Source organism: Paenibacillus humicola (assembly GCF_028826105.1).
Lineage (GTDB): Bacteria > Bacillota > Bacilli > Paenibacillales > Paenibacillaceae > Paenibacillus_Z > Paenibacillus_Z humicola.
Window position 1 is genome coordinate 1,349,571 of sequence record NZ_JAQGPL010000001.1, and the last position, 21,622, is coordinate 1,371,192.

The window sequence follows — 21,622 nt, forward strand, 5'->3', positions numbered from 1 at the left end:
ACGCGCCCAAAATTACGATTCCATCATAGGTACAAGAGGTGAGGTGAATTTATGGCATCTATCAAGTGGGACATTTTAACCATTGGACATCTTAGCCGAAATAAGTTCTGGGGCGAATCGGAACAACAAGCGTATAGGTCTCCACGATGTACATGTACTTTGATTCAAACGGAAGGACAAATAATCCTTGTAGATCCCGGTTGTCCGCCTGAGGACATGGATAAAGTCGTAAATCAACGAACAGGTCTTCACGTGGAAGATATTGGAACAGTATTCCTGACACACTTTCATGGGGATCACCGATATGGTATCGAAGCATTCCCGCATGCTCATTGGTTAATGGCTGCTAACGAAGTAGAGGATTGGAATCAGCTCGTCTCACAAGACAGTCCGGAACGTAAAATCCTGGATCGGATCGAGCCTGTCGGCGGCTGTATTGCTCCCGGCATTCAATTGCTGGCAACTCCAGGTCATACATCAGGCCATACTTCCCTGTTATTTACTTCTAAAGGCAGACAAGTAGTGATTGCGGCGGATGCTGCGATGACCCAGGACTTTTTTGAAACCGATCAATATTACTTTAATACGGTTGACCCTGAATCAGCAGTTAAGTCCATTCAATTGATTAAAAAATGCGCGGATATTGTGGTACCTGGACATGACAACTACTTCTTGCAGCAAAGGGCATAGAACAAGACGCGGCTGCCGGCCTGGATCGGCAGCCGCGTTAAGTTTAACGGCTTGATTAGATTATCACTTAAATATCGCCTTGAAGCGTAATATGGGCCCGATTGTTTTATTAGCTTGATCCTCGAGATCCGTCGCTGACGGATCTTTTTTTACATCCCACCCAAACTAGCGTAAGGCATCATCGTTTTGAGAAATCCAACTTGTCATAATTAAATTTAATTTGGATACCTATACAAAGGGGAGCAGACAAAGGGGAGCCCTGCAAACACCATTTTACATCGGCTTTTGTCACTCCGACTGGTATCCGCGATGGCGATTTGTCTGGATGTTCCCGGGATTTTTAAAGGCCGGGAGCTCTTTTTCTGGACAGCCTGTGACAGGGAGGGGACTCGGCGAATGCTGGGAAAAGTAAACCATCTCAAGTTAAAATCTCAGCTTTTGATTTTAATCGGCCTTTCGATCAGTATCATTATTTTGCTTCAGACCATATCTCTAAGCTGGTTCGGCTCGATAAACCGGCGGAACTATTCGGAATTTCTAAAAGACGCCTCAAACCAGCTTGTTACGAAAGCGGTTTCATTCACGACCGACATTGACAATATTGCGACGATTACCTCCTATAACCATATAACCAACCAATTTATCAATACCCAGCGGATCGATGAGCTGCTGAGGTTCAGGAATAACATGGAGCTGATGATCGAGTCCATTATGCTCTCGAACAGAAGCATCAGCGACATTCTGATTACCGACCTCGATATGATTAATATCGGCGCCTATCGCAGTGAGGATTTCTGGGTGCTGAGCGAAATAAAGAGACGCTACCTGAACGGTGAAATCCGGATGGACCAGCCTACTCATTATGTGCTGGACGACCCTGAGCATGGCAGGGTGTTTTATGTGTGCGTAACCAAATCGTTCAGCTCCTTGATAACGGGCGTTCCGTTTTTTACCGTTGTCATTTACAACGCGGACAGTTTCATCAGTACCATCTCCAGCCTGCAGTCCAATTACAATTCGCTCTTTATCATTGCCGATACCGGGGGCAATATTGTGGCTTCGAATCGTAAGCATTTCGAGGAAAAGGACAAGAAGCTGATCCGGGCAGCGCTGACCGCCAAGAAGACGGCAAGTCTGTCGGGAGGGTTCAGCAGCAGTGAACATTCCCTCGTCTATCAAAGGTCGATCCGTGATCTGAACTGGCGTGTGATCGGAATTATTCCGAATGTCGAGATCGATAAAGATTTGTTCGCACTGAAGCAGTTTGCTTTCCTCATGGGCATTGTCATCGTTGCCGTCCTGACGGCCTTCGGATTTGCCATTTATAGAAGCCTTGCCACGCCAATCATCAAGATGGCCCGATTTATGAATTCGATCGGTCAAAACTACAGCAGCCAGCGGCTCGTCCTGAATAAAGCCAACGAAATCAGCCTGCTGGCGAGAGCATTGAACAAAATGCTGGATAATATCGATGCCATGACGGGCGCCGTGGTCGCCTCCCAAGAAAAGCTGTACAAGGCGGAGCTGGCCAAGAAGCGTGCGCAGTTCTCCGCTTTCCAAAGTCAGGTCAACCCGCATTTTTTGTATAACACGCTGGACTGTATCAGAGGTATTGCTTTAACCCGGGGAGTTCCTGAGATTTCCGAGATTGCGACCGCCATGGCGAAAATTTTCAGATACAGCATCAAGGAAAACAACGATGTGAAGGTGGGCGACGAGATCGGATGCATCAAAGAATACATCAAAATCATTCAAATCCGGCAGAGAAACCGGTTTGTCATCCGATATGAGATCGAGGAAAAGATCATGGACGGCTTGATTCCGAAAATGATTTTGCAGCCGCTTGTGGAAAATGCCGTGTTCCACGGTCTCGAGCAGAAGAAGGGAGCGGGAACGCTGATTATTGGAGGATATACGGCCGGCAGCAGCACCATACGGTTTACGATCGAAGACGACGGGAAAGGCATGAGCGCGGAAGTGCTGGCGGAGATCAGAAACAGCTTGGCCGCAGGTGATCCTCTGGAGGACGAACCCGGAGGAACGAAGAAGAGAGGCTTGGGCATCGTGAACATCGACAGGCGGATTAAACTGCTTTATGGCCGTTCATATGGACTTTCGATCAGCAGCATGGAGCAGCAAGGAACCAAAGTGATTATCGAGCTGCCTTATGCGGGCGAACACCAAAATTCGTCCGAAACTCCCGAAAACCGTCCATCTTAAATCCGCGCCGGCCCGACTAGATTAGGAATAAAGCGATTTCAACAAGCGGATGAAGGAAAGGAGGTGATGAAGGGAAATGAGCCAAACAGGCAGCGTGAACGGCGCGAAGCCCGGCTTTAAACGGCAATGGGAGAAGCGAAAAGGGATGTATGTGAAATATCGGTACGTCTACTTATTGGTCATGCCGGGACTTCTGTATTTTCTTCTATTTAAAATCGCTCCGATGTGGGGACTGCTCATCGCGTTTAAAGATTTCAGTCCCTTTCGAGGGATATGGGGCAGTCCGTGGGTGGGATTTCACTATTTTGAGCAATTTTTTACCAGCGCCTATTTTTATATCATGCTTCGCAATACGCTGGTCATCAGCCTGATGAATCTCGTTTTTTATTTTCCGGCTCCCATCCTGCTTGCGCTGCTCATCAACGAAATTCGTTCGAATACGTTTAAACGGCTGAATCAAACGATTATCTATATGCCTCATTTTCTATCGTGGGTCGTCATTACGGGGATCACCTTCTTCATGCTCAGCTCGGACGTAGGGCTGGTCAACAAGTTTATTGTGCATGCCGGCGGGGAGCCTGCAGCCTTCCTCTCCAACCCGAAATTGTTCTGGTGGGTGCTGCTGGCCCAGAATACCTGGAAGGAGGTCGGATGGGGGACGATTCTGTTCCTGGCGGCGATCACGCAGATCGATCCTTCTCAGTACGAAGCGGCGACCATGGACGGGGCTACCCGCATGCAGAAGCTGCTGTACATTACCATTCCATCGATACTGCCTACCATTATCGTGCTTTTTATTCTGCGACTCGGTCAGGTCATGGATGTGGGCTTCGAGCAGGTGCTGCTGATGAGCAATCCGTTCGTAAGGGATGTTGCCGAGGTTTTCGATACGTATTCGTATAATCAGGGGATTAATCAAGGGAACTTCAGCGTCGCGGTGACGGTCGGCATTTTCAAGAGTTTCGCCGGGCTCGTCATGGTCGTCTTGTCCAACCGTTTTGTCAAAAAAATGGGGCACACCGGTATCTATTAAATGAAACTATCGAGGCGTAAGGAGCAGAGGTGATATGCACTCCCAAAAAACGTCGGCCGCGGATATCGCCATCTATTTGGTAACCGGCCTGATCTCGTTGATCTGTATTGCGCCCTTCTTTTATATCGTCAGCGTGTCCTTAACCGACCCTTCCGTCTATGTGCCGTTCAAATTGTACCTGATTCCCGAAAAATGGTCGTTTGCCTCCTACTCGTATATTCTCTCGACGTGGAATTTCATCCGTTCGGCGGAAAACACGCTGTTCGTCACCGTAACGGGAACGGCGCTCAATATTGCGTTCACCTACACGATGGCTTATGCGGTGACCAAGAAGGAGATGCCGCACCGGAACTTGTTCATGGGCATCATTATTTTCTCGCTCCTGTTTAACGCGGGGATTATTCCGAATTACCTGCTGGTCAAGGATCTCGGTTTAATGAACAGTCTCTGGGCGCTGATTCTCCCGGTGTTGACGAATTCATGGAGTCTGATCGTGGCCAAAAGCTTCATCGACGCGCTGCCGGATGAGCTTGAGGACTCCGCCAAAATCGACGGATGTACGGAGATCGGGACGTTTTTTCGCATCATTCTTCCGCTCTCCAAGGCTTCCATTGCTACCCTTACGCTGTTCTTCGCGGTCGGGCATTGGAATACGTACTTCAGCGCGCTGATCTATCTCACCGATTCCGGGAAGAGCACCCTGCAGCTGTACGTGAAATCGATCTTGGTCGACGCTTCGACAAGCGGTGCAGGTACAACGGGTTCGGTGGATATGCTGAATCTCCCGTCCGAGACGGTGCGAATGGCCACGGTCGTACTGGCTATGCTTCCGATTATGGCCGTATATCCTTTTGTTCAGCGGTATTTCATCAAAGGCGTTATGCTCGGTTCCATCAAGGGCTGAGCCAAGGGTTACACCTAATGTTCAGAAGGGGGAAGAGGCATGAGAAAAAGTTACTGGGCAAGCGTGCTGCTGGCGCTGTCCGTATTGGCTTCGGCCTGCAGCCAGACGCCGGCGAATACGCCCGGCTCCTCGGAAGTCAAGGAAACGAACGGGCAGGGCGCGGCAGCGGAGAACGGCAAGCAGGAGAAACCGCTCGTTCTCAAAGGAATGGCCAATCTCTACCAGCAGGCGCCTGCCAAGGACAGCGATTTCTGGAAGAGCATGGAGAAGGAGTTTAACGTCGATTACTCGGTGGACTGGGTGCCGGCGGACAATTACCAGCAGAAGCTGGACCTCGTTCTGGCGTCGGGCGACTTGCCCGATATTATGCAGGTCACCAGCATCACGGCGCCAAGTATATTAAAAGCGGTTAAGGCCGGGGCTTTCTGGGATTTGACGAAGGAACTGGGCGACTTCAGCAAGTACCCGAACTTCAAGAAATATACCAACCAGAATGCCTGGGTATTAAGCAAGGTGAACGGGGAGAACTATTTCATCCCGCGGACCCGCGGAAATCTCGACTCCGCCTTGTTTATCCGGCAGGACTGGCTCGACAAGCTGCATTTGAAAGTACCCACGACACTCGACGAATTTGAGCATGTCATGAAGGTCATCGCACACAGTGATCCGGACGGCAACGGGAAGATCGATACGATCGGCATGGTTCCGGTTCCCGGTTACTTTGCGGCCGCTTTCGGCACGAGAGATCCTGTCCGGGACAGCAGCGGCGGCATCATTCCTATGAATCTCACCTCCAATTATGCGGATTACGTCCAGTACATGAGAGACCTTTATGCGGACGGAGCGATCCCCAAGGAATTTGCCCTCATTAACGGCACGCAGCAGCAGGAGATGTTCACGACCGGCCGCTCGGCCGCCTTTGTCAAGAACGCGTGGCATAAATACGATATGGAGCAGGAGCTGCAGAAGACGCAGCCGGGGGCTAAGCTGACGCTGATCCCTTATCTGAAAGGACCCAAGGGATATGCGCACATCTACGATCTGGGCTACTTCGGGGGTATGGCGATCTCCAAGAAAGTGGACGAGGCGAAAATGAAGCGGATTTTGCAGTTCTTCAACGCGATGACGGATGAGAAATACTACAACTTCGTTAATTTCGGCATCGAAGGCGTGGATTACACGATGGAGGACGGCTTCCCCAAGCTGACGGACCTCGGCAAGAAGGAAGTCAACAGCTCGTTCAACGCGCCGTTTATTTTCTCCACTGCCGAATTCGCCAAGGTCGACAGCCCGCTGGCCCCGATGTCCTACAATCTTCAAACCAGGGAAGAGATGAAGGCGCTCTATAATATCGACGCCAAAGTGGAATTGTTCAATGTGCTGCAGTCCGATTCGTGGAGTAATGCATGGTCCAGGGTACAGGACGAGTTTGATTCCATGGAAGCGAAAGCGATCTCGGGGGCGATATCCATGGATGAGTTCAAAGCGTACCAGCAAAAGCTGCTGAAAGACCCCGATGTCATCCGGTCCTTTGCGGAATTCGCCACCAGCTACAATCAATTTTTCCCGAGCCAAAACTAAAGGGACAGGAGAAATGCGAGATGTATATTAAAGAAGTGGCATCCAGCCTCTACCCGTGGGATCTCGCCGACGAAGGTGTCGAGACCTGCGTGAATAATGTGATGGAGCACAGCCTTGTGAACAGCGTTTATCTGGTCGGCATCATGCATAAAGAGAAACGGCCGCTTACGAGTTTGTTCTACCCTCATAATCCGAAACGAAAGTTTTACCTGCCCGAGGACAGCCGCATTTATTACCGCATGGAGGAGAGCAGCTTTACGGATACGCCGCTGAAGCCGCTGTACTCTGCGAGGGAATTTTTGCAGAAGAAAGACTGGCTTGACGAGCTCACCGCTTATGGACGAAAGCATAACCTGAAAACCGGAGCCGAAATTTCCCATACCTTCTACGATTGCGAGAAAGCGAAATCCGAATTTCCCGATGTCCTGCAAAAAAATATACACGGCGAAATCATCGAGCGCCATTTCTGCTGCAACAACGACCATGTCAAGACCTACATGAAAGCGATCTTCTATGACACGGTCAAGAATCACGACATTGATTTTATTCAGACCTGCATGATGCTGTTCGCGACCGGCGAGCCCGTCAAAGCCCCCTGGTTCATGGAAAACGACCCGGAGTACAAGGTCGGCGCCCTGCTCGGCGTCCTGAAGGGCGGCTGCTTCTGCGGCCATTGCCGGACGAAAGCGATGAATATGGGCTACGATTGGGATAAGATCGTCAGCGACCTTAAAGGACTGGAGCGTCTGGTCCATGCGAGCGCCTACAACAATCTCGATGCGGTCATGGACGCCCATGTGCTGATGGGCAGCGATTTGCTGGAAACGGGGCTGCTGCTGGAATATCCGTCCCTGTATCAATTTCTGGAGTTCCGCATGAAGTCCATCGCCGGGCTGTTTACCGAAATTAACGCCTCGATCAAGTCGGCCAACAAAAACGTCGATTTCCGCTACAACAATTATTTGAAATATCCCGAGCTTGCCGGACTGGACTTTGCTTCGGTGAAAGACAGCCTGGATTCGGTACGGGATTCCGACTACAGCGAGCAGTACGGAGCACCGGATCATTTCAAACGAAAGCGAAATACCATTCTCAAGATCAGGCGCGGCATTGGCTATGACAAGGACTTGATCGCCGCTTTTGCGCCAAGACCCAATGCGACCCCGGAGCTGGTGCGGGAAAGCATCAAAGTGTTGAGCACGCTCGGCGTCGACGGGCTGTCGCTCGGGCATTACGACGGGGCGACCTTCGAGCTGCTGGATGCGGTGAAGCAAGGAATGATGGAGGCGGGAATCGAAATCAGAGCATAAGCGGGGGAGGCCTATGTATCGCGTACTCTTAGTTGACGACGAGATCTGGTGCCTGGAAGGCATGCGAAAACTGGTTGACTGGGAAAGATTGGGGTTTACCGTGACCGCTCAGGCGACCGACGCCTCGGAAGCATTCGATCTCATCTGCAGGACCAAGCCCGATGTCGTCTTCACCGATATCCGAATGCCTGAAATGTCGGGTATCGAACTGCTGAACAAGACGAGGCAGGCTGGAATCGAGAGCGAGATTGTTATTGTAAGCGGCTTTGCCGAATTTGAATACGCGCAGGAAGCGCTGCGCCGCGGCGCATTCGACTACCAGCTGAAGCCTGTCGATCCGGAGGAGGCCCGGCTGCTGCTGCAAAAGCTGAAGCAGCACCTGGACCGGAAGCAGGCTGAAAGCGTGAATATATGGAGGGAACTGTCGCCCGTTTCCGGCAATCCGCTCGAGATGCTGAAGACAAGGGGCTTCGTGCCGATTGGCGACTATTGGCGGGTTCTCATGCTCACAGGGAGCGGCTCCTGGGGAAGCGAACAATTCGCGTCGTTATTTCCGTCCCTCCATCATCATGCCATCCCGGCCGGCGATACTCGAACGCTGCTGCTTTTGAACGGCGACAAGCCGCCGGAAGATCAGGAGATCTTCCCGATTCTGGACGGCTGGTCCCGGAAGCGCGGAGTCCTGGCTGGATGCAGCGGCGTCGCGGCTGGGATCGAGCATCTGGGAAGGCTGATTCGGGAGGCAAGCATGGCGGCGCTCCAAACCTTTCTCGGCGGAAAAACCGGAGCCGTCATCTTCACCGCAGCCGGCAGCGCCGGACTGGAGAACCTCCTCAGGAAGACGGAAAAATTACTATGGGTGAACAACGATGCGGAAATTTGCTCGGTATTAAGCACCATCCCGGATCTTTTTCAGAAGGAAAATCTCGGAATCTATCATGCCGTCTACTTGTGGAACCGGTTCGCCATCCTGGTCGGCAGGAGGTTGAAATGCCGTTCCTCCGGAGCCGAAGCCGACTTTCTGGACTATGAAGAGCTGGTCAACCGCTTTGGGAGCTTGGCCTCGATGTGCCGCGCGATGAAGGCCGTCATTCAGAAGGTATGCAGTCCCATTGAAGAGCCGGCCCGGCAGCCGGCCTACAATGACAAATTTATCGCCCTGCTTGAGCATGTGAACCAGAATTACGACAAAGAGCTTTCCTTGAGCGAGCTGGCGGATAAATACTACCTGAACATGAGCTATTGCAGCGAATTGTTCAGGAAAGCGACAGGTTATACATTTCGCTATTATGTCACCAAGCTGCGGATGGAGTCGGCTGCAGAGCTGATGAAGTCCGGAAAATATTCGGTCGACAGGGTCAGCTGCATGACAGGGTATCAGGATTACTACTATTTCTGCAAAACATTTAAAAAATTTTACGGCATCACACCGTACCAATTTACAGCGAAATCGTGCCCTTAGCGCATCCAGGCATCGGCCGTTGGAGGGAATGAATATGTATTGGAAAGAGTTGACCACCGGCATTTATCCCTGGGATATCCACGATGAGGGGATTGAAACCATCTTAGATCATCTGCAAAACCATGCGGGCAACAACGCGGCCTACATGCTGGCCGTCATGCATCATGAAAAACGTCCGCTTCACGATAACTATTATCATCACAATCCGGTCCGCAAGCGTTATCTGGCCGAAGACAGCAGGAGCTATTTCACCATTCACCCGGAATCCTACCGCAATTCCAGAATCAAGCCTTTGCCCAGCGAACGAGAATTCCTTCGAGGGACGGACTGGCTGGAGATTTTCACGAAAGCGCTTCGTAAACGGGGGATGAGTCCCGGAGCGGAAATCTCCCATACGCCTCTCGATTCCGTCCGCGGCATGGGGGAATTTTCGGACTGCATCCAGCGCGACATTTACGGTAATCCGCCGGGCCATGGCTATTTCTCGAATCAGCAGCTTTGCTGGAACAGCCCCGTTGCCAGAGCGTATATGTGCGCCATCGCAACCGATCTCGTCACCCATTACGATCTCGATATGATCCAGACCTGCTCCTTTCTGTTCAATCAGGGCCAGCTTGGCCTGCATCCCTTTCTGGGCGTCACGCTGGGGGGCTGCTTCTGTACAAACTGCGAACGGGAAGCCCGCAAGGCGGGGCTGGACTGGGACCGGATCCGGACGACGGTCAGGCATCATGCGGATATCATGAAACGAGCGACCCTGGAAGCGAATGAAGACTGGCTGCTGCTGCAGCGCGGAAATTCGTCGGCGGTCATGCTCCTGCTGGAGAGCCCGGAGCTGTACGAATGGCTTAAATTCCGATGCAATTCGATCACCCGCTATTTCAAGGAATTGTCGGAGGCGATCCACGCCGCCAATCCGAAGGTGGATTTCCGCTTCAACACGTGCTGGCCGGAAGCCGAATTCATCGGACAGGATCTGACGCAGATCGGCAAATATGTGGATTCGATCCGGATTATGGACTATGCCGAACAGACCGGCGATGAAGAACGGGTGCTGAACAAAGGCAAGTGGCTTGCCAATGTCAGGAGACAGGTAGGCGAAGAGAAGATCATTATCGACAGCATCGCCCCCCGCGCCAAGGCAACGCCGGATTTGATCCGCAAAGGGATACGAACGGTTGCCCTGGGCGGAGCCGACGGGCTGGCATACGGCTTTTACGATGGCGCAACGATTGAAAGACTGGAAGCGATCAAAGCGGGGATGGCCGAATGCGAAATTAAGCTCCGATAAAAACGATTAGCTGCGACGGATTGCCGCTGCAGCGAAGCCGCTGGGAATTAGCGGCTTTTTTTGTTGGAATTCCTTATTTTACGGGAATTCGAAAGGGCATGGAACGCCCATGAATAGATTCCCTGGCAGGAAAAGAATGCGAATATCCTTTTCGAAAAAGGGAAAAATTACATGAAAGGCAAGCCGTATCAGGGGGGGACTAGCGGTGAAAAGGTTTGGTAAAGGGTTGTACAAGAAATCGGATACAATACCTGAATTTCATCTGAATAATGACGATTACGGCAACAGCAGTCTTTCTAACGACATCGGACAAAATGAGGACTTATTAAAAAACATCTTTCAAAACTGTTCGGATATCGTATACCGCAAAATTGTCGTGGCCGGGAAGCTTCAATGGCTTGTGATTTACATTGAAAATTTGGTGGATGAGCAGCTGGTCGACGACCATGTCCTTAAACCGTTGATAGCGAAAGGTACAGATCAACATGAGCTGCCCGTTGACGAAGTAGAAGTATTGGATGATCGAACGATCTCTGTCGGAGTGAGTCATACGACCTCGGAAGTCGTTGAAATCGTTCGAAATGTGCTGAATGGTCATGCCGCCGTTTTAGAAAATGGGGATAACAAGGCGATGACCGTTATGGTTAACGGTTTCGCAAAACGGAGCTTGGAGGAGCCCTCCTCCGAATCCGTCATTCGAGGTCCCAGGGACGGATTTATTGAAAATATCTCAACGAATATAAGTTTAATACGCCGAAGGCTGAAAACCTCCAAGCTCAAAATGGAATCCTTTACGGTTGGAGAAGTGTCTCAAACCCAAGTCATCATGACCTATATGAAAGGCATTGCTACAGATTCTTTAGTCGATGAAGTTCGAGAGAGGATCAACAAAATTCAAATCGATGGGATTCTCGAATCCAATTATATCGAGGAATTTATTGAGGATTTTCCGTTCTCCCCCTTTCCGCAAGTACAAAGCACGGAGCGTCCGGATGTCGTAGCCGCAGAATTGTTGGAAGGTAAAGTAGCCCTGATCACCGACACTTCCCCCTTCGCGCTGATCGTTCCGATGACATTTTGGGCGGGGATGCAGGCGAGCGAGGATTTCTATATGCGTTGGCCCATCGCAACTTTTGTTCGGTGGATTCGGTTTATTTTCATCATCATAGCGGTATTTGCTCCTCCCCTGTATGTTGCCGTTACGACCTTTCATCAGGAAATGATTCCGACGAATCTGGTCTTGAGTATCATCTCTGCCAGGGAACCGGTTCCCTTTCCGGCCGTTATCGAAGCCTTATTAATGGAAATTACATTTGAAGCGCTGCGGGAAGCGGGAATTCGTTTGCCAAGACAAATCGGACAAGCGATAAGCATTGTAGGGGCGCTCGTTATCGGCCAGGCGGCTGTGCAGGCGGGAATTATCTCGGCTCCGGTCGTCATTATCGTATCGATCACCGGAATTGCGGCGTTCACGATCCCAAGGTATAGTTTTGCAAACGGAATCCGGCTGCTGCGCTTTCCCATGTTATTCTTGGCAGGCACTCTGGGTCTGTATGGGATCGGACTAGGGGCCTTGGGCATCTTGGTGCATATCATGACCCTTCGCTCTTTCGGTGTCCCTTATTTTACGCCAGTTGTCCCGTTAACGTTTAAAGAACTGATGGATACATTGATTCGCGCGCCTATTTGGGCCAAAACCCGACGTCCTCCAAGCACAGGCTCCAACAATCCGATTCGTGCACTGCAAGGCCAGAAACCAAGTCCGCCCGAAAACAGCTAGGGGCTAGTTTGTGATCAAGGGAAAAAAAGGAGGAGATCCGGCATGAAGGCGATCCTATGTATCGGTCTGCTTTCCATACTGTTGATCATAAGCGGTTGTTGGGACCGTAGAGAAATCAATGATATTGCGTTTATTTCAGGCTCGGCAATCGACTTAACGGATGATGGTAACCTTGTAGGCTCCGTCCAAGTCGCACTTCCTGCTTCCGGCCAGGGTAGTCCTAGCGGAGGGAACGCGCAAGACAGGTTTTTTGTCCTAACCGGTCATGGAAAAAATATAAATCAAGCGCTCGTTGCGATGCAGAAAAAAAGTTCGCGCAGGTTATTTACCGCTCATCGCAGTGTTTTTTTTATAAGCGAAGCGGTCGCTAAACGCGGGATAAAGGATATGCTCGATTACTTCTCACACGATCCGCGTAATCGGTTAAAAACCTATATGATGGTTGTAAAGGGGGACGAAGCGCGTAACATTTTGCAAATTCAGTACCCGTTTGAACATGTGCCAATCGAAGCCGTAAAGGAAATGGAAAGCTTTAAGAGTGAATTGGCGGTGACGCTGCGGGATTTTTTCATCGCGTCGTCCAGCGAGGGGATTTATCCGGTCATGGGGGTCATCGAACCGGAGAGACCATCGGGAGATATGAAAGAAAACAATCGTAAATTATTTCGGCTGGCGGGAGTGGCAATCTTCAAAAATTTTAAATTAGTCGGTTTTCTGAGTGAAAAAGAAACAAACGGATTTCTTTGGGTGACTAACAAGATGAAAGCTGCCATGATTTATGCAGATATGCCGAAAGGTTACGGAAATGTAAGTATGATCATCACCCATGCAAAACGCAGGATTACTCCCCAGCTAAGCGGTAAAAAGGTCAAAATCCATCTTCAGTTACAAGGGGAGGGAATGCTTGTCGAAAATAATACGCCTCTCGATATCAGACAGCCAAATAATTTTGAACGGGTGCAAAAGGCACTGGAGAAATCGGTTAAGAGCCAAGTCCAAGATTTACTAACCCAGGTCCAAAAGCGATACCAGGCCGATATTCTGGGCTTCGGCCGGGAAATTTACCGGAATCAGCCCAAACAATGGAAAACGGTGCAAGAGCAATGGGATCATATATTTGCCGAAGCTGACGTCTCCATAACGGTAAACCTGCAGTTACGGGGATCCGGGATGGGAAACAGACCTCTGCATTTGAATGAAAAGGAGATCAAGAAATGATTGTACAGATAGGGGGATTTGTACTTGTGCTGGTTGTATGGACTTTTGTTAACATGAAATCCCTTGTGAGAAAGCAACAAACTAAAGTTGCTGTCGTATACGGCGGTTTAATGGGATTGTCTGCTGTTGCCGGCTCCCTGTTAATTGCTGGGGTTGATTTATCAAGTCTGGTGCTTGGCCCCTACGATATTTTCATCCCTATCGGTAAAATGATTTTAAAGAAGTGACCAATAAAGTTCCAGACCAGCTCACTGCCAATATGAGCTTGAAATCTAAGGCGACTTATTCCCAATTCTTTTTAAGGTGTCAATTGTCAAAAGTAGTAATGGAATAACAATTTGGATAAAATTACCTGCAACCGGAAACTGGAAAGTAAGTTCATTTTGAAGTTCCGTAGAATTTGTGTAAACACAAGCCCATCCGATGACACACAAAAGTGTAAGCGGCGTAACGATTCCTCTATAATTCGGAATGTTGAAAAGATGGCTTACATTTAGACAGAGCATAAATAATAACACGGATATTTTTATAAATATGGCCATCATCCACATCGAAACAGCGATTGCTTCCAGACGTTCGAAGGACCCCTCGATCCCAACATACTGAATAACACTTAAAAAGGAAAAATTCAGTTTATCCGTTAACGGACCGAAGACCATAATCGTCATCAAATCAATGATAAAAATAAGAAGCACAAGGCCGAGAAGCGAGATGAGCGATATCTTACGCGCCTTTTCCGGTTGATTTAAAACCGGCAGAAGCCATCCCAAAAAGAAGAATTGACTCATCCAAGGGGATGGACCGACAGCTCCTTGTAAGATCGGTTGTATTCCTTCCCCTAGCAATGGCTTAAGTTGTCCCGGATCCGATTCCTTAATCGCCAGGATACAGAGAGCAATTAATAAAACAACAATGAGAGATGTTAGCAGCTCATTACATCTTCCGATGACCTCAATTCCCGCATAAACAGTCAGTCCGCAAAGGCACATCAACGTCAGGATTATGACGAGCGATGGGCTTTTCGGCAATAGGACCAAACTAATAAACTGGATATGTTGGTTTAATGACTGAGATATAAGCGCAATCAAATAATGGCAGTAATAAAAACCCAAAAATATACCGAGCCATTTCCCGATGATTTTGGAACCGTATTGCGTGATCGTCAAACCCGGATAACGTTGAGCGAGTGTCGTCATTACCCAAATGCTTAATAATCCGGTTAATGCGGCAGGAAACACCGACATCCAGGCATCCTGCTTAGCAAATGCCACCATTATGCCTGGAACGATTAATATTAAAGTGGCACCTACAGTAGAGAAAAGCAATAAACCAAGCTGCGTTCCTGTGATTTTTTCGGGACTCTTCATATTTACCTCCCTCCGGACATTTAACTATTTTTTCCTTTAAAATTTGCATTCATACCCATTCCCACACTTCTCCGCATGGTGCACATAGTCGTGAAGACCGGTAATCCAGGTATTCCCGTTTGCGGATTCATGGAGGAACATTAGGGTTAAACAGAAGACAGAGGAGCTTCGCCGGCTGCAGGAATGAAACGAAGGCGCCCGGCTCGCCATACGTCCAAGGTTTACGAAGCTGCCCCGGTTCTTGTCCAAGAGCCGGGGCAGCCTGCGTTAGGCGATCCGGGCGAAAGGCGAAGCGTCAACCATCCCGACCGTGAAGGAGGAGAACGACCGGAACATGGAACTGGCCATTATTATCATTTTGCTGTCGCTGTTTATTTTGCCTCCCGCCGCCCTGTTCATCTACTTGTACGCGGCTTCCAAGAAGCCGCAGCATTCTGTTATTCGCGCCCATCCGTACATGGGGTGGATCCGCTATCTGCTGGAAAAGCTCGGACCCGAATTCCGGCAATATTGGTTCGACGGGGACAATCAGGGGCAGCCGTTCTCGCGCGACGAATATACGGGCGTCATCTTCGCCGCGAAATACCGGTCCGACCTGATCGGCTTCGGCTCGAAGCGCGACTTCGAGGAGCCCGGCTTCTATCTCGCCAACGGTCTGTACCCAAAATTAAACGAGGAGTTGAAGGTCGATAACGACCGCAAGGCCAAGTCGAAAAAATACGTCATCCGCGATGAAGGACTGTTCTCGCGGGACGAGAAGCTCGAGCCGGACGCGGCGGACCGCTGGCTGTACGCGGACGAGGACGAGGTCGTCGTCGGTCCGGAGAGAAGGGAGCCATGGCGGCTCAAAGGGATGTTCGGCGCTTCCGCGACCTCGTACGGCGCGGTAGGCGAGCATTATATCGAAGCCGTCGGCAGCGGCGCCCGCATGGCCGGCGGCTCGTGGATCAACACCGGCGAAGGCGGCGTCGCCCCGGAGCATCTCGCCTCGGGAGCCGACATCGTGGCCCAGATCGGACCGGGGCTGTTCGGCTATCGGGACGACGAGGGCCGCTTCTCCTGGGAGGCGTTTCGGGAGAAGGCGGGGGAGCCCCATATCAAGGCGTTCGAGCTGAAGTTCGCGCAAGGGGCGAAAATCCGCGGCGGCCATCTCGAAGGCGTCAAGGTGAACGCGAAAATCGCCTCCATCCGCAAGGTGCCGGAGGGCCAGACGGTCAATTCGCCGAACCGCTTCCCTTTTCTGCACGGCCCCGACGAGACGTTCCGCTTCGTGAAGCGGCTGCAGGACGAGGGCGGCAAGCCGGTCGGCATCAAAATCGTCGTCGGCGCGCCGGACGAGCTGGATCCGTTCTTCCGGTCGATGGCCAAGCTGGACATTTACCCGGACTTCATTACCGTCGACGGCAGCGAGGGCGGCTCAGGCGCAACGTTCAAGGCGATGGCCGATTCCATGGGCATGCCGCTCTATCCGGCGTTGATCGCGCTGGACGACGCGGCACGCCGGCACGGGGCGCGAGACCGGATCCGTATCTTCGCCTCCGGCAAGCTGATCACGCCCGACAAGGCGGCGATCGCCCTCGCGCTCGGAGCTGACGCGGTCAATTCGGCGCGCGGCTTCATGATGGCGGGCGGCTGCATTATGGCGATGCAGTGCCATACGAACAAATGCCCCTCGGGCGTGGCGACGACCGATCCGAAGCATATGGCCGCGCTCGTGCCGGAGGAGAAGCAGTGGCGCATCATGAACTATGTACTCCAGATGCGCGCGGGGCTGTTCGCGCTGGCGGCGGCCTGCGGGCTCGACAGCCCGAGACAATTCGCGCGCGAGCACGTCGTGTTCAAGAACGAGCTCGGACGGACGGCCCGCGCAAGCGAGCTGTTCCCGCATCCGGAGACGGAAGCCGGACGCGGACGGGGGAACGGGCATACCGGCGGCGTGCACGACGCCGGATAAACCCGGCCGCAGACGCCAAGCTCGGGGCCGGGCCACCTGCGGAGCTTGCGATAGGCGGCTCTTTCTGCCGGACAAGTTAGGCGAAACGTTGGCCGGTCGATTGGATATGCTGTTATACAGCAAGCTAATACCGTACAATCGAGGAGGAATGGCATGAAAGCGAGCGATCTGCTGGTGAAATGTCTGGAGGCGGAAGGGGTCGAATATATATTCGGCATTCCCGGGGAAGAAAATATCGACGTCATGGATTCGCTCTCGCGCTCGTCCATCCGGTTCGTGCTGACCCGCCACGAGCAGGGGGCGGCGTTCATGGCCGACGTTTACGGCCGGCTGACCGGGAAGCCCGGCGTCTGCCTGGCGACGCTCGGGCCCGGCGCGTCGAATCTTGTGACGGGCGTGGCGAACGCGCATCTCGACCGTTCGCCGCTCATCGCGATCACCGGCCAGGCGGAGCGGACGCGCCTGCATAAGGAATCGCATCAGAACGTCGATACGATTCAGCTGTTCGAGGGAATCACCAAGTACGACCGGCAAATACTCGACGCCCGGACGATTCCGGAAATCGTGCGCAAGGCGTTCGATCTGGCCACGGCCGAAAGCGCCGGCGCCGTTCATCTGCAGCTGCCCGAGGACGTTGCCAAGGACGACGCGCCGGGCGCCCCGCTGCCGATCGGCAAGCAGGCGCGGGCGGTGCCGGGCGCCGATTCGCTGCAGGCGGCCGCGGGCCTGATCGCGGCCGCGCGGCGGCCGATCATTCTCGCGGGCAACGGCGTCATTCGCGGCCGTGCGTGGAACGAGCTGCGCAAATTGGTGGACATGTCCAACCTGCCGCTCGTCAACACGTTCATGGCCAAAGGTCTTCTGCCCTTCGAGCATCCGCGTAATCTGTTCACGGTCGGCGGCCGTCCGTATCCGGAAGGGCTGCGGCCCTTGCATGAAGCCGATTTGATCGTCGCCGTCGGCTTCGACCTCGTGGAATACGATCCGGTCGTCTGGAACGCGGACGGGTCGCGGCAGGTGCTGAACGTCCACTCGATCCAGGCGGAGACGGACGCGCATTTTCCGGTCGCGCTCGACCTGGTGGGCGATCTGTCCGATACGCTGTCCGCGCTGTCGGACTGCGTGAAGCGGCGCCCGAATCCCAAGGCGCACGACCGGGTGCAGAAGCTGCGGCTGGAGGAGCTGTCATCGGTCCCGCACCCGCAGGAAGAGCTGCCGCGCAAGGTAATGCGGACGCTGAGCGAGACGCTGCCGAAGGAGACGATCGTCATCTCCGACGTCGGCCTGCATAAGGTTTGGGTGTCGCGCTGGTACCAGCCGAAGGAGCCGGGGCGGACGATCATCTACAACGGGCTTGCCTCGATGGGCGCTTCCTTGCCGGGCGCGGTTGCTTCCCGGCTGGCCGAGCCGGGGTCACCGGTCGTCGTCGTCTCCGGCGACGGCGGATTTCTGATGAACGTTCAGGAGCTCGAAACCGCGAGAAGGCTCGGCGCCGGCTTCACGGTCGTCCTTTTTACGGACGGCCGTTACAGCCTGATCGAGAAGCATCAGCGCGACGCCGGGCTCGCGGTAACGGAGATCGCGTTCTCGAACCCGGACTTCGAGCTGCTCGCCCGCAGCTTCGGCGCCGCCTATCGGCGGGTTGAGACGCCGGAGGCATTCGAAGCCGCGCTGCGGGAAGCGGTGGACAGCGGAGAGTTGAACGTACTGGAGGTCGCGCTGAAGCGGCCGCCTGCGGAGCCGGCCGGCTGACAGCCTGCCGGAGGCGGAGCCGGCCAAGGGCGGGCATGGAGGACGGCCGCGAGCGTCCCGTATGCTGATGTTGGCGCAAGAGGATCATTTTCATCGGGAGGGAACGAGCATGAAACAAACGAAGCTTTGGATTGGCGGCAAATGGGTGGAGGGCAGCCGGCTGGAGCCGCTGCTGAATCCGCATACCGGGGAGAAGCTGGCGGATATCGGCTACGCGTCGCCGGAGCAGGCCGCGGAGGCGATCGAGTCGGCGGCGGAGGCGTTCCGGACGTTCCGGGAAGCGCCGATCCATCAGCGGGCCGGCGTGCTGTACCGGGTCGCGCGCATCATCGAGGAGCGGGCCGAGGAAGCGGCGCGCCTCATCGCGGAGGAAGCGGCGAAGCCGATCAAGGCGGCGCGCGGCGAGATCCAGCGGACGGTGCAGACGTACACGCTGGCGGCGGAGGCGGCCAAAACCATCTCCGGCGAAGTCGTGCCGATGGACGCGGTGCCGCATGGGGACCATCATACCGCCTATGTCATCCGCCAGCCGAAGGGCGTCGTGACGGCGATTACGCCGTTTAATTTTCCGTTTAATTTGGTGGCGCACAAGGTCGGCCCGGCGGTGGCGGCGGGCAACGCGATCGTGCTGAAGCCGGCGGAGAAGACGCCGCTGTCGGCGCTGTTCCTGGCCGGCGTCTTCAAGGAGGCGGGGCTGCCGGACGGCGTGCTGAACATCATACCCGGCGGCGGGAAGGAGCTGAGCGAGACGCTTACGACGCACGAGAAGGTGGCGTTCGTGACGTTCACCGGCAGTCCGGCAGTCGGCAAAATCATCCGCGCCCAGGCCGGCCTGCGGACGGTGACGCTGGAGCTCGGCTCGAACTCGCCGCTGCTGATCGACCGCGGCTTCGACGGCGAAGAGCTGGACCGGATCGCCGACGCGGCGGCGGCGGGGGCTTTCTCGTACAACGGGCAGGTATGCATCTCGATTCAGCGCATCTATGTACATGAGGATGCATACGAGGAGTTCACGAACCGGCTCGTACGCAAAGCCGAAAGCTTGCGGATCGGCGATCCGCTGTCGGAGGACACCGACATTTCCGCGCTGATCAACGAGCAGGCGGCCAAGCGGCTGAGGTCCTGGGTCGAGCGGGCGGCGGAAGGCGGCGCGGCCGTTCGCTGCGGCGGCACATTCGAGGGCAGCATCATGCATCCGACGGTAATGACCGGCGTTCCGGACGAGGCCGAGCTGAACTGCGAGGAAGCGTTCGGGCCCGTCGTGTCGGTCAAGCCGTTCCGGACATGGGATGAAGCGATCGGGCTGGCGAACGACTCCAAATTCGGCCTGAACGCCGGCGCCTTCACCAAGGACCTGGAGCATGCGCTTAAGGCCGCGAAGAACATTCGCGCCGGCGGCGTGCTCATTAACGAAATTCCGACCTACCGCGTCGACCATATGCCTTACGGCGGCCTGAAGGAGAGCGGCGTCGGCCGGGAAGGGGTCAAGTACGCGATGGAGGAAATGATGGAGCTGAAGCTGGTCGCCTTCCGTACGGGTTTTTACGAATAGGCGCTTTTAGCCACTTCTTGATGCTCGTTCGGATAATTAAGCACCTGTATAACAGAGCCACGCGGTTTGCGGGCTCTGTTTTTATTTATCCTGCACGGGCATTTCCGTCACGACCGTTCTCACGGCTGCTGAACAAGGGCGGTCAAAAATTGATCCGGCGGGATTGACTTTTTTGTACAATCGTACTAAATTTAAAACATGAGTAAAGATAATAATCCAGACGGACAAAAAAACTATTCATTCATTGAAGCTGCCCGCCGCTCCCAAATTAATGCGTGTGCGATTGAGGTCATCGCCGCCATGGGGTATGCGCAAACGTCTTTAGCGCAAATCGCGAAACAAGCGGGGATTAGCAAAGGAGTCATTTCCTACCACTTTTCCAGTAAAGATGAAATCATTGAGCAGATCGTCACGGATGTCTACGCTGCCGGCGCTTCCTTTATGAAATCGTATTTGGAAGCGGAGACCTCAGCCGCAGGTAAACTGCGAGCGTATATCGAGTCCAACTTGGCCTTTATGCGCACACATCCGAAGCAAATTGTCGCGGTAACCGAAATTGTGAGCAGTGCCAGAACGGAAGAAGGGAAACACCGTTTTGATATGATTAAAACGGATGTCATAGTGGATTATCTTACGGGATTGCTCCTACAAGGCGCAAAAGAAGGCGATTTCCGCGAATTTTCCGATTTTTCGGCCCGCGTGATGGCCATGACCATTCGTTCTGCAATCGACGGGGTCGGCTTCCAATTAGCCGCCGATCTTGACCTCGACCTCGAACAATATGCCAAGGAACTGGTTACCTTATTCGGCCTGGCCGTTCGAAAGGTTTAGCTTATTCGCCGTCCAAAGGCAAACCAAGTAGCGAAGGAAGTGAAATGGTATGAAATTGTTTCTGATCGGGGCGATTTTGCTGATTGCCGGGGCGGTTTGGGCTATTACCCTAAACGGGATCGGGATATTGGAATGGCTGCTGCTGCTTTCCGGAATCGTGCTTGGCATCTTCGCAGGATTACTGCAAGGGTGGGTCATTAGGCAAAAGGAACGGGGAAAGATCGGTTCCGGCAAAATGACCTTCGGTGTGACGGGAATCATCATCGTCTTGATCGTAATCAAAGTCATTTTAAATCTCTTGATTCCGTCCCAATTAGCGACCTCTGAAAGCGGAATTTACCTGTCGATCGTTTTCGCCATCAGCGGTCTTATGCTCGGACGTTCTTTTTATCCCCGTTTCTCCGGTGAACGGAATCGGATCGAATATAAAGGCTAACAAAAAAATCCGCCGCGGCGGATTTTTTTCGTTTTATAGATCCGCGTGAAGACTTGTTCGCCCGCCAAAAAAAACGCGAAAAAACCGGCTGCAGCACTGCCGACGGTGCTGGGCGGGTCATTTTTTGTTTGAAGTTTCGCTGTGAACGGGTAGTAAAGTCCTTAGAGACTATTCAAAGGAGGAGCCGAATATCGGATAATAAAAAGGGGTTTCCAATTCATCCCAACCCTTATAAAATTAA

17 protein-coding genes are annotated in these 21,622 nt (G+C 53.1%); 16 read left to right on the forward strand and 1 reads right to left on the reverse strand.

Features of this window, described 5'->3' with window-relative positions:
- Positions 1-51 precede the first annotated feature (51 nt).
- From PD282_RS06410 to PD282_RS06460, 11 genes are all read left to right on the forward strand, one after another.
- Positions 52-690, forward strand: coding sequence for an MBL fold metallo-hydrolase (locus PD282_RS06410; protein WP_274649516.1), 639 nt, complete (start codon positions 52-54; stop codon positions 688-690).
- 396 nt (positions 691-1,086) lie between these two features.
- Positions 1,087-2,910, forward strand: coding sequence for a sensor histidine kinase (locus PD282_RS06415; protein ID WP_274649517.1), 1,824 nt, complete (start codon positions 1,087-1,089; stop codon positions 2,908-2,910).
- 76 nt (positions 2,911-2,986) lie between these two features.
- The gene (locus tag PD282_RS06420) at positions 2,987-3,943 is read left to right on the forward strand and encodes an ABC transporter permease (RefSeq protein WP_274649518.1); all 957 of its coding nucleotides are present in this window, start codon (positions 2,987-2,989) and stop codon (positions 3,941-3,943) included.
- 34 nt (positions 3,944-3,977) lie between these two features.
- Positions 3,978-4,847 carry a carbohydrate ABC transporter permease gene (locus PD282_RS06425; protein ID WP_274649519.1) on the forward strand — a complete coding sequence of 290 codons (870 nt, stop codon included), beginning with the start codon at positions 3,978-3,980 and terminating at the stop codon, positions 4,845-4,847.
- Between the two features lie 39 nt (positions 4,848-4,886).
- Positions 4,887-6,428: an extracellular solute-binding protein gene (locus tag PD282_RS06430; RefSeq protein WP_274649520.1), complete on the forward strand. Its 1,542-nt coding sequence runs from the start codon at positions 4,887-4,889 to the stop codon at positions 6,426-6,428.
- 20 nt (positions 6,429-6,448) lie between these two features.
- Positions 6,449-7,738 (forward strand): hypothetical protein, encoded by a 1,290-nt coding sequence (locus tag PD282_RS06435; RefSeq protein WP_274649521.1) that lies wholly within the window; start codon positions 6,449-6,451, stop codon positions 7,736-7,738.
- 13 nt (positions 7,739-7,751) lie between these two features.
- Complete coding sequence (locus PD282_RS06440) at positions 7,752-9,200, forward strand: response regulator transcription factor (RefSeq protein ID WP_274649522.1); 1,449 nt, start codon at positions 7,752-7,754, stop codon at positions 9,198-9,200.
- Positions 9,201-9,234: 34 nt separating this feature from the next.
- Positions 9,235-10,491, forward strand: coding sequence for a beta/alpha barrel domain-containing protein (locus PD282_RS06445; protein WP_274649523.1), 1,257 nt, complete (start codon positions 9,235-9,237; stop codon positions 10,489-10,491).
- A gap of 205 nt (positions 10,492-10,696) precedes the next feature.
- The gene (locus PD282_RS06450; RefSeq protein WP_274649524.1) at positions 10,697-12,271 is read left to right on the forward strand and encodes a spore germination protein; all 1,575 of its coding nucleotides are present in this window, start codon (positions 10,697-10,699) and stop codon (positions 12,269-12,271) included.
- Positions 12,272-12,313: 42 nt separating this feature from the next.
- A complete protein-coding gene (locus PD282_RS06455; RefSeq protein ID WP_274649525.1) occupies positions 12,314-13,489 on the forward strand; it encodes a Ger(x)C family spore germination protein in 1,176 nt (391 codons plus the stop codon).
- A complete protein-coding gene (locus PD282_RS06460) occupies positions 13,486-13,716 on the forward strand; it encodes a hypothetical protein (protein ID WP_274649526.1) in 231 nt (76 codons plus the stop codon). The genes PD282_RS06455 and PD282_RS06460 overlap by 4 nt, the downstream gene beginning before the upstream one ends.
- A 45-nt stretch (positions 13,717-13,761) precedes the next feature.
- Here PD282_RS06460 and PD282_RS06465 read toward each other — a convergent pair whose 3' ends face one another.
- Positions 13,762-14,856, reverse strand: a complete 1,095-nt coding sequence (locus PD282_RS06465; protein WP_274649527.1) for a GerAB/ArcD/ProY family transporter — start codon at positions 14,854-14,856, stop codon at positions 13,762-13,764.
- 334 nt (positions 14,857-15,190) lie between these two features.
- On the opposite strand from PD282_RS06465, the gene PD282_RS06470 reads away from it, so the two are divergent.
- The 5 genes from PD282_RS06470 to PD282_RS06490 all read left to right on the forward strand — a co-directional run bounded on the left by PD282_RS06470 (position 15,191) and on the right by PD282_RS06490 (position 21,381).
- Positions 15,191-16,810, forward strand: a complete 1,620-nt coding sequence (locus PD282_RS06470; RefSeq protein ID WP_274649528.1) for an FMN-binding glutamate synthase family protein — start codon at positions 15,191-15,193, stop codon at positions 16,808-16,810.
- 153 nt (positions 16,811-16,963) lie between these two features.
- Positions 16,964-18,562, forward strand: coding sequence for an acetolactate synthase large subunit (locus PD282_RS06475; RefSeq protein WP_274649529.1), 1,599 nt, complete (start codon positions 16,964-16,966; stop codon positions 18,560-18,562).
- Positions 18,563-18,671: 109 nt separating this feature from the next.
- Positions 18,672-20,114, forward strand: coding sequence for an aldehyde dehydrogenase family protein (locus PD282_RS06480; RefSeq protein WP_274649530.1), 1,443 nt, complete (start codon positions 18,672-18,674; stop codon positions 20,112-20,114).
- Positions 20,115-20,312: 198 nt separating this feature from the next.
- On the forward strand, positions 20,313-20,945 hold the full coding sequence (locus tag PD282_RS06485; protein ID WP_274649531.1) for a TetR/AcrR family transcriptional regulator: 633 nt from the start codon (positions 20,313-20,315) through the stop codon (positions 20,943-20,945).
- 49 nt (positions 20,946-20,994) lie between these two features.
- On the forward strand, positions 20,995-21,381 hold the full coding sequence (locus PD282_RS06490) for a hypothetical protein (RefSeq protein WP_274649532.1): 387 nt from the start codon (positions 20,995-20,997) through the stop codon (positions 21,379-21,381).
- Positions 21,382-21,622: the final 241 nt, after the last annotated feature.